Origin of the sequence: Tsuneonella rigui (assembly GCF_003958625.1) — a bacterium.
GTDB lineage: Bacteria > Pseudomonadota > Alphaproteobacteria > Sphingomonadales > Sphingomonadaceae > Tsuneonella > Tsuneonella rigui.
Genome location: NZ_RSEL01000020.1, coordinates 251,349 through 260,611 on the forward strand (window position 1 = coordinate 251,349; position 9,263 = coordinate 260,611).

Consider the following 9,263-nt stretch of genomic DNA (forward strand, 5'->3'; position numbering starts at 1 on the left):
CGTTCTCCTGAAATGCCGTGTTCGTGGGCGCGCTACTTAGTGGCGAATCGTCCAATACGAAAGAGCCGCGCGTCAGGCGGCGGCACGCCACAGCGGAAATGTGGCTAACTTGCCACCGGCGGGCACGACCGCGTCGATCGCGCGCGCCGGCTGGAGCGCCTTGAGGATCGCCGGATCGGCCGCGTCCATCCCCCCGGTCAGCGCGCCGAACGCGGGCAGGATCATCCGGCCCGAGCCGTTGCCGTCGGCGCTCACCACCGCGCAGGGGCGGCGAATGCGCCGCTCGCGCACGGTGAGCTGGAGGCGCGGGTGATAATGACCCGACAGCTCCGGCCGGGTCTCGCCGGCCTTGGCGCGGTGGCGCAGGATCATGCCGGCAATGTCGAGCTCGTCCGCCATGGTGCCGCCGGCCGCCGCCTCGGCTGATCCGCTGACCTTGTCGATGTCGTGGTTGCCGGTGATCCACACCCAATCCGTAGCGCGGGTGAGCGCGGCGAGCATCCGGGCGGCGTGCGGCTCGAGCCGCTGAACCCCGCGCGAATCATGGAAGTTGTCGCCCAGCGTGTAGACCCGCCGGGCGCCCGTTTCGCGGATCGCCAGTGCCAGTCGCTCGAGCGTCTCGCGGCTGTCGTAGGGCGGTAGCATTTGCCCGTGGCGGGCGAAGAAGCTCGCCTTCTCGAGGTGCAGGTCGGCCACCAGCAAGGCCCGCTCGCGCGGCCAATAGAGCGCGCGGCCTTGCGTCAGAGCGAACTCTTCACCTGCGAACGAAAAGGGAACCATGGCCCGCTCTTGCCCGAGCCGATTCCGCTTGGCAAGGGGAGCGGATGACCGATTGGACCCCTTACACCGCCCGCGCGAAGGACTGGTTCGAAGCCTTGCGCGACGATATCTGCGCCGCCTTCGAAGCGATCGAGCGCGAGGCAGGGTCGGACGCGGCGTTCGAATACACGGCGTGGCAACGCCAGGAGGAGGGGCAGGCCGATCCCGGCGGCGGCACCCGTGGGGTGATGAAGGGCCGGGTGTTCGAGAAGGTCGGCGTCAACGTCTCGACCGTTCACGGCAACTTCGCCCCCGGCTTCGCCGCCACCATAAACGGGGCGAGCGAGGCTGATCCGGGCTTCACCGCCACCGGCATCAGCCTGGTCGCGCACATGGCCAATCCGCACGTGCCGGCGGTGCACATGAACACCCGGTTCCTGACCACCAGCAAGGCGTGGTTCGGCGGCGGCGCGGACCTCAACCCGCCGATCCCGTACGAGGAAGATACCGAACAGTTCCATGCCGCCTTCCGCGCGGCCTGCGCGGGGCACAACCCGACCTATTACGACCAGTTCAAGAAGTGGGCCGACGACTACTTCTACATCCCCCATCGCGGCGTGCATCGCGGGGTCGGCGGCATCTTCTATGACCATCTCGAGTGCACCGACGAGGCCGCGTGGGAGCGGCACTTCGCCTTCACGCAGGATGTCGGCCGGGCGTTTCTCGACGTCTTCCCCAAGCTCGTCCGGCGGCGGATGGGCGCGGCGTTCACGCCCGATGAGAAGCGGCAGCAACTCGAATGGCGCGGGCGCTATGCCGAATTCAACCTCGTCTACGACCGCGGGACGCTGTTCGGGCTCAAGACGGGCGGTAACATCGATGCCATCCTGATGAGCCTCCCCCCCGAAGCGGTGTGGAGCTGAACATCGCAAACATCGTCCATGCGCGGCAGCGAGCCGAGCGGGACGCGAATCCAACAGATGTGAAAGAACCGCGCGCAGGCTAGCATGCGGTTTTCATGTAGGAAAATCCGGAGATACCCATGCGCAGCCTTGCCGCCCTTCTGCTTCTCTCGACCGCCGCGTGCACCACGATGAAGGCGGATGGGCCGCGGAGAGAGATGATCGCGCCGGTGCTGACGACCGCCGATGCGCGCGACACCGCGACCTATGCGCGGCCCGAGATTGCGCGCGTGACCCATGTCGATCTCGACCTCGCGCTCGACTTCGCGGCCAAAGCAGTCGGCGGAACCGCCACGCTCTACGTCCTCGCCGCACCCGGCGCGACCGAGTTGGTGCTCGACGACCGCGGGTTGCAGGTGAGCCGCATCACCGACGAAGCGGGGCGCGAGCTGCCGTTCACCGTCGGCGCCTCGACCGAAGGGAAGGGCGCGCCGTTGACGATCGCCATCGGCCCCGGCGCGGAGCGGCGGCGGATCGCGATCCAGTACACCGCTGCCCCGGGCGCCGAGGCGCTGCAGTGGCTCGCGCCCGAGCAGACCGCGGGCAAGGCGCAGCCGTTCCTGTTCAGCCAAGGGCAGGCGATCCTCAACCGGACCTGGATTCCGACGCAGGACAGCCCCGGCATCCGCCAGACCTGGCGCGCGCGGATCACCGCGCCCAAGCCGCTGACCGTGGTGATGTCGGGCCTCAAGCAGGGCGAGCCCGAGGACCTCGGCGACCGCCGGGCCTTCACCTACGCGATGGACAAGCCGGTTGCGCCCTACCTGATCGCGATCGCTGCGGGCGACATTGCCTTCCGCAAGATCGGCCCCCGCACCGGCGTCTGGGCCGAGCCGGCGACGCTCGACGCCGCCGCTTACGAGACCGCCGATACCGAGAAAATGGTCGAGGCGGCGGAGAGGCTCTACGGTCCCTACCGCTGGGGCCGCTACGACATGATCGTCCTGCCGCCGAGCTTCCCCTACGGCGGGATGGAAAACCCGACGCTCACGTTCCTGACGCCGACCTTCATCGCGGGCGACCGGGGCCTCAACGGCCTGGTAGCCCACGAGCTGGCGCATTCGTGGTCGGGCAACCTCGTGACCAACGCCAACTGGGCGGATTCGTGGCTCAACGAGGGCGTCACCAGCTACTTCGAGAACCGCATCATCGAGGCGCTCTACGGCACCCACCGCGCGCAGCAGGAGGCCGCGCTGAGCTTCGCCGAAATGGAGCGCGAGTTGCAAGATGCCGGCGCCAACAACCCCGAGACCGCGCTCCACTTGCCCGACAGCGTCGCGGGCCCCGACGCCGGGCTGGGCGGGGTGATCTACGACAAGGGCGCGGAGTTCATGCGCACGGTCGAGACCATCGTCGGCCGCCCGCGCTTCGATGCCTGGCTGCGCCAGTGGTTCGACAACCACGCCTTCCAGCCGGCGACCAGCGCGATGATCCTTGCCGACATGAAGGCGAACCTCGTCGGCAATGACCCCGCGCTCGCACAGCGGTTGATGCTCGACGAGTGGATCTACCAGCCGGGCCTGCCCGCGAACGCGGTGCGTCCGGTTGCCGCGGCTTTTGCCGAGGTCGATGCGGCGGCGGCGGGGTATGCCGGCAGCGGGTCGATCCCCGCAGCCGCGTGGAGCAAGTGGACCACAGCCGAGCGCCTGCGTTTCATGGCCGAGGCGCCGAAGGAGCGCACCGCCACGCAGCTTGCGGCGCTCGATCAGGCGCTCGGGCTGTCGCGGGAGGGCAACGACGAGGTGCTGTTCGCCTGGCTCCAGCTGGCGCTCGCCAACCGCTATGAGCCGGCGGTGCCGGTTGCCGAGCAGTTCCTGACCCGCGTCGGCCGGCGCAAGTTCGTCGAGCCGATGTTCCGCACGCTGATGGGAGAAGGCGCGTGGGGGCAGGCGATCGCCAAGCGCATCTATGGCCAGACGCGCCCGCTGTACCACGCGGTGACGCGGGACAGTGTCGACAAGGTGGTGAAGTAGGGCGGGCAACGCGCTTCTTGGCTTGGAGTTGGTTCTCGGCGAAGGCTCAGGAAGAAAAGCACCACCCCGGCTCGGGGGCCGGGGTGACGGCGTTGGGCGGCGGGGTTAGGCTGTATCCCACACTCCAGTGTCGTCGCCCCGGGCTTGACCCGGGGTTGGTGCTTCTTTTCGCCCACGCCGAAAGTTCTTGCCCCGCCCCGATCAATCCGCACATCTAGCTTCAGATGTTGCGGCAATACGAACTGGTCGAGCGGGTCAAGGAGTACGATCCGGACGCCGACGAGGCGCTGCTCAACCGCGCCTATGTCTATACCGTGCAGAAGCACGGCACCCAGAAGCGCGCCAGCGGGGACCCCTATTTCAGCCATCCGGTCGAGGTCGCGGGCCTGATGACCGACCTCAAGCTCGACCAGGAAACCATCATCACCGCGCTGCTTCACGATACCGTGGAAGACACGCTGGCGACGATCGAGGATGTCGAGGAGCATTTCGGCCCCGAAGTGGCGCGGCTGGTCGACGGCGTCACCAAGCTTTCCAAGATCGAGGCGATGCCCGAGAACGAGCGGGCAGCCGAGAACCTGCGCAAGTTCCTCCTCGCGATGAGCGAGGACATCCGCGTGCTGCTGGTCAAGCTGGGCGACCGACTGCACAACATGCGCACGCTGCACTTCATAAAATCGCCCGAAAAGCGCCAGCGCATCGCGCGCGAGACGATGGAGATTTACGCTCCGCTCGCCGAGCGGGTGGGGATGTACGAATACGTGCGCGAGATGCAGATGCTCGCGTTCGAACAGACCGAGCCCGAGGCCTACGCCACCATCACCGGGCGCCTCGCCCAGATCAGGGCACAGGATCACGGGCAGGTCGATGCGATCGCGCTGGCGATCAAGCAGGCGCTCGCCGAAGCGGGGCTCAAGGTCGAGGTCTCGGGGCGCGAGAAGCACCCCTATTCGATTTGGCGCAAGATGGCCGAGCGCCACGTCAGCTTCGAGCAGGTGACGGACATCATGGCGTTCCGGGTAATCGCCGACAGCGATCTCGACTGCTACCGCGCGCTGGGCGTGCTGCATAAGACGTGGCAGTTCATTCCGGGGCGTTTCAAGGACTACATCTCGACGCCGAAGAACAACGGCTATCGGTCGCTGCACACCAGCCTGATCTACGAGAATTCGATGCGGGTGGAGGTGCAGATACGCACCCGCGAGATGCATCATACCAACGAGTTCGGCCTGGCCGCGCACTGGGCCTACAAGCAGGGCGACCGGCCCGACGGGCAGGTCGGTTGGCTGCGCGACCTGATCGAGATCGTCGACGCCAGCCATGATGCCGAGGAGTTGCTCGAGCATACGCGAATGGCGATCTACCAGGATCGCATCTTCGCCTTCACCCCCAAGGGCGCGCTGTTCCAGCTGCCCAAAGGCGCGACCCCGGTCGACTTCGCCTTCGCCGTCCACACCGATCTCGGCGCGCAGACGGTGGGTGCCAAGATCAACGGGCGGCACATGCCGCTGCGCACGGTGCTGGGCAACGGCGACGTGGTGGAGATCATCAAGGGCAAACACGCTGAGCCGCAGCTGTCGTGGCTGGGGTTCGTCACCACTGGCAAGGCGCGCGCCTCGATCCGCCGCGCGGTGCGGCTGAAGGAGCGCGACGAGGTAGCCGTGCTGGGGCGCAAGCTGTTCGACGAGATCGCCGCGCGCCTCCCCGCCAAGATCGGCAAGAAGGCGATCCGCGAGGCGGTCAAGCGGCTGGGGCTCGAGGACGAGGACGAGCTGATGTACGCGATCGGGGCCAACAAGCTGCCCGACCGCGACGTGATGGAAGCGCTCGTGCCCGGCAGCACCGCGGGGACCGAGGAGCAATCCGAATGGCCCAAGCAGGAAAAGGCGATCTCGATCCGCGGCTTGACCCCGGGCGTCGGCTTCCAACTTGCCGAATGCTGCCACCCGGTGCCGGGCGACCGGATCGTCGGCTTGCGCAAGGCGGGTGCGCCGGTTGAGGTCCACGCAATCGACTGCTTGGAGCTCGCGAGCGGGATCGATGCCGACTGGATCGACCTGTCGTGGGGTCGCGACAGCCACGGCGCGATCGGGCGGCTGCGGGTGATCTTGTATGACCGCCCCGGCACGCTGGCAGAGATGGCGGGCCTGTTCGCGCAGAACCACGCCAACGTCGTCGCACTGGAGCAGACCCACCGCGATCATCCGTTCTCGACTTACGAAGTCGAGCTCGATGTCGAGGACCTGGCGCACCTCACCCGCATCCTCAGCACCTTGCGCGCAAGCGATGCGGTAGCGCAGGCGGAGCGGCTGTGATCGTCGGGCTCGACCACGTGCAATTGGCGATGCCCGCCGGCGGGGAAGAGCGGGCGCGGGCGTTTTACCGTGACGTGCTGGGGCTGGCCGAGCGCGAGAAGCCGCCGCACCTCGCCGCGCGGGGCGGCTGCTGGTTCTATGGTCCCAGCCTCGAGTTGCATCTCGGGGTGGAGGAGCCGTTTCGGGCCGCTACGAAAGCGCATCCGGCGCTGCTGGTGGCCGATCTCGCCGCGCTGCGCGCGCGGCTGGCGGAGCACGGGGTGGCGTTTGCCGACGGCCAGCCGCTCGACGGCTATGCGCGCGGAGACATCGCCGATCCGTTCGGCAATCGCATCGAACTGATGCAGAAGCTTTAGGTTCGACAGGGGGCGGGATGGCGGACATTGGATGGATCGCGCGCCGCACGCTGGCGGTGGCCCGGCGCGAAGGCGTGCTCGGCACGATCCAGCGGGTGATCAAGTATCTCCGCATCGCCATCGGCCTGCCGTCGCGCGAAGCGGAGGAGCACCGCCGCGCCAAGGAAGCCGCTGACCGGGCGTTCGACGAGGCGCTGGGCGTCGACACCGGCGGCACCACGCACCTGTTCGACCTTACGATCCATTCGGACAACACGGCGCTGGGCGTCTCGCACATCGCCACCGGCCCCGCGCACTTCCATAATGCGATGGCCGCGCTCGACATCGATCCAACCGGGTTCACCTTTGTCGACCTGGGATCGGGCAAGGGGCGCTGCCTGCTGATGGCGGCCGACTATCCCTTCGCCGCGATCACCGGAATCGAGTTCGCCGAGGAGATGCACGCGGTGAGCTTGCGCAACATCGAGAAATTGGGCGATCCGCGGATTACCAACCAGCTCGGCGATGCGGAGCAGTTCGCGTACCCCACGACCGACCTCGTGGTGTTCATGAACAACCCGTTCGACCGCCCGCTGGTGGAGAAGATCGCCCGCAAGATCGCCGCCTCGGCGGAGGCCCACCCGCGCGCGGTGCGCGTGGTCTACGTGAACCCCCGCGCGCCCGACCTGTTCAGCGAGGCGCCGTGGCGCCGTGTCGGCTCGGCCGAGGGTGCCGAGGTGTTCGGGCTGAACTAGCCCGCCGGCACCCGCCGCACCGGCACCGGCACGTTGCACACGTCCACGCCGCCGGCGGGCTTGATGAAGAACGCATCGTGCCGGTTGGCGCGTGCGTTTGCGTAGCGGGCGAAGGTGTCGGTCTCGGTCGAGAGATATTCGAACTTGGGCTGCTCCGCCTTGGGCAGCTCGCTCACGAGGCGGACCGATACGATCGGCGTCCGCTCGGCGGGAGTGGCGTAGAAACCCAGCGCCTCGGTGCCGCGGGGCAGGGTGGAGAGGTGCTCGATCCCCTCGATCACCCGCCCGACCACCGCGATGTTGCGGTCGAGATGGCGCGGCGCGTGGCCGATGACGGTGTAAAGCTCCGCTCCCGTCCCCGCGTTCGGCGAGACATCGCGGCCCACGCCGACCGAGCCGTAGCAGTGCACCGGCCACCGATCGCGCCCGTCGCGGCCGACGGGGAAACCGCCTTCGAAAGTCGTCAGCGGCGCGTAGGCATCCTCCAGCACCGGCGTAGGCAGGATCTTGAAGACGTGCGGCGGGCCGAAGCGGGGATGATCGATGTATTCCGCTTCGCTGGTTGGGCGGATGTCCGCCGGGAGCGGGCGCGCCTTTGCCTTGTCCTCGCCATCGGGATCGCCCCACTGAACGACGTAGTTGTCCTGGGCGCGCACGATCGCCAGACCGTCCCACCAGTGCGCCTGGGCAAGGGTGCGAATGTTGGTCACCCACGTCTGACTGAACGGTCTGGGGATGAGTTGGATCACCACCTTGCGTTCCCGGCCGGCAGTATCCGGCGCGAGGGTCATCACCAGCAGGTCCTTGGGATCGATCGCCACCCATTCGCTCTGCGGCGCGGCGGCGACGATTTCGCTCGGCGTGGGCGGGTAGGTCGCGGCCGGTTCGGCGGCAAGGGCGGGCGCGGCGAGCAAGGCGGCGGCGATGACGAGGGTTCTCATACCCCGCGTTGTGCCACGCGCGGCGGCCAAGGCAAGCGTCAGTCGGCCGCGTCCTCCAGCGCGTGCATGTCGTCGTCGCTGAGGCCGAAGTGGTGGCCGATCTCGTGGATCACCACGTGCGCGATCAGGTGCTCCAAATCCTCGCCCTCGGCGATCCATTCGTCGAGGATCGCTCCGCGGAACAGCCGCACGCGGTTGGGCATCTGCCCGCTATGCTCGATCGACTGCTCGGTCAGTCCGATGCCCTCGAATAGGCCGGTCAGCTCGAACGGGTCCTCGAGCCCCACCTCGGCCAGCGTCTCCGCGTCGGCGAACTCCTCCACCGACAGCACCACGTCCTGAGTATTCTGCGCGAACTCCGCCGGCAGCCGCGCCAACGCGGCGCGAGCGATGGCTTCGAACTCGGCGGGCGAGGGCGGGGTTCCAAAGGTACGGGTCATGCCGCCCATCTAGGCATCGCCGCCGCGCTTGTCAGCGTCGATGGTCACCGCTAGGTGCGCGCGTCCAGTGCATGCGGAGCGGTGGCCGAGTGGTCGAAGGCGCTCGCCTGGAAAGTGAGTATACGTCACAAGCGTATCGAGGGTTCGAATCCCTCCCGCTCCGCCATCGCAGTCGCGTAAGCCTCTACATTCCCAGAATTTTTTTGACCTCCAGTTGCACTGGTTCCCACACTGGTTACCACTTTCCGATCCGATTTGCAGCGCTTCCCGGCGGCCCGCAGCGAACACGACCTTGCCAAACATCCACCGCTACAATCTATACCATCGACCTGGCAGGATGCGGCTTGTCGATCGGATTGACCAAACTTGAACCACTCGTCATCCGCGAGGTCCGCACGCGGCCTCGCAACGTCTCATTACAGTCGAGTCCCGCTGCACTGACAAAACTGACAGACGTCTCGACGATCGCCTACCCACCCCCCGGGGGACGTGGTGTGGAGGTTGACGCGTTCATCAGTGGCGGTTCCATTCAGGTCTGCTCGCACCCCCGGGGCGAAATATGAGAGTACTTAACTCGCCAAAGCTAGGCGCAAAATTTTTTTGCACCGTTTGCTCGACTTCAACCCGATTCTACCGTCAAGTCTCTACAATGGCTGATATCAAGACGCCGCCGCTCGGCAGGGATGCGACTCGTCACATGCCCGCCGAAATTTGCGCAACATGATTAAACCGTGGTCGCGTCCCCGTAATCCCCGCGCGCCGAATTTCCTTTTGCATGAAATA

At 67.0% G+C, this 9,263-nt stretch carries 8 protein-coding genes and 1 tRNA gene; 6 read left to right on the top strand and 3 right to left on the bottom strand.

Annotation, left to right across the window (positions count from 1 at the left end; genetic code table 11):
• Positions 1-72 precede the first annotated feature (72 nt).
• Positions 73-780, bottom strand: coding sequence for a ligase-associated DNA damage response endonuclease PdeM (gene pdeM / locus ELY12_RS09685; RefSeq protein ID WP_126176483.1), 708 nt, complete (start codon positions 778-780; stop codon positions 73-75).
• A gap of 44 nt (positions 781-824) precedes the next feature.
• Between pdeM and hemF the strand changes: the two genes are divergently transcribed.
• The 5 genes from hemF to ELY12_RS09710 all read left to right on the top strand — a co-directional run bounded on the left by hemF (position 825) and on the right by ELY12_RS09710 (position 7,099).
• Positions 825-1,682 carry an oxygen-dependent coproporphyrinogen oxidase gene (hemF, locus tag ELY12_RS09690; protein ID WP_126176484.1) on the top strand — a complete coding sequence of 286 codons (858 nt, stop codon included), beginning with the start codon at positions 825-827 and terminating at the stop codon, positions 1,680-1,682.
• Positions 1,683-1,801: 119 nt separating this feature from the next.
• Entirely contained in the window at positions 1,802-3,694 is a 1,893-nt protein-coding gene (locus ELY12_RS09695; protein WP_126176485.1) for a M1 family metallopeptidase, read from the top strand.
• 224 nt (positions 3,695-3,918) lie between these two features.
• Positions 3,919-6,009 (top strand): RelA/SpoT family protein, encoded by a 2,091-nt coding sequence (locus tag ELY12_RS09700; protein ID WP_126176486.1) that lies wholly within the window; start codon positions 3,919-3,921, stop codon positions 6,007-6,009.
• On the top strand, positions 6,006-6,365 hold the full coding sequence (locus tag ELY12_RS09705; protein ID WP_126176487.1) for a VOC family protein: 360 nt from the start codon (positions 6,006-6,008) through the stop codon (positions 6,363-6,365). The genes ELY12_RS09700 and ELY12_RS09705 overlap by 4 nt, the downstream gene beginning before the upstream one ends.
• Before the next feature lie 17 nt (positions 6,366-6,382).
• Complete coding sequence (locus ELY12_RS09710; protein ID WP_126176488.1) at positions 6,383-7,099, top strand: class I SAM-dependent methyltransferase; 717 nt, start codon at positions 6,383-6,385, stop codon at positions 7,097-7,099.
• Here the strand turns inward: ELY12_RS09710 and ELY12_RS09715 are convergent.
• Together ELY12_RS09715 and ELY12_RS09720 are read right to left on the bottom strand one after the other, a co-directional pair.
• Positions 7,096-8,040, bottom strand: coding sequence for a peptidylprolyl isomerase (locus ELY12_RS09715; RefSeq protein ID WP_126176489.1), 945 nt, complete (start codon positions 8,038-8,040; stop codon positions 7,096-7,098). The genes ELY12_RS09710 and ELY12_RS09715 overlap by 4 nt on opposite strands.
• 38 nt (positions 8,041-8,078) lie before the next feature.
• Positions 8,079-8,480: a metallopeptidase family protein gene (locus ELY12_RS09720; protein ID WP_126176490.1), complete on the bottom strand. Its 402-nt coding sequence runs from the start codon at positions 8,478-8,480 to the stop codon at positions 8,079-8,081.
• Between the two features lie 75 nt (positions 8,481-8,555).
• Between ELY12_RS09720 and ELY12_RS09725 the strand changes: the two genes are divergently transcribed.
• A tRNA-Ser gene (locus ELY12_RS09725) sits at positions 8,556-8,646 on the top strand.
• Positions 8,647-9,263: the final 617 nt, after the last annotated feature.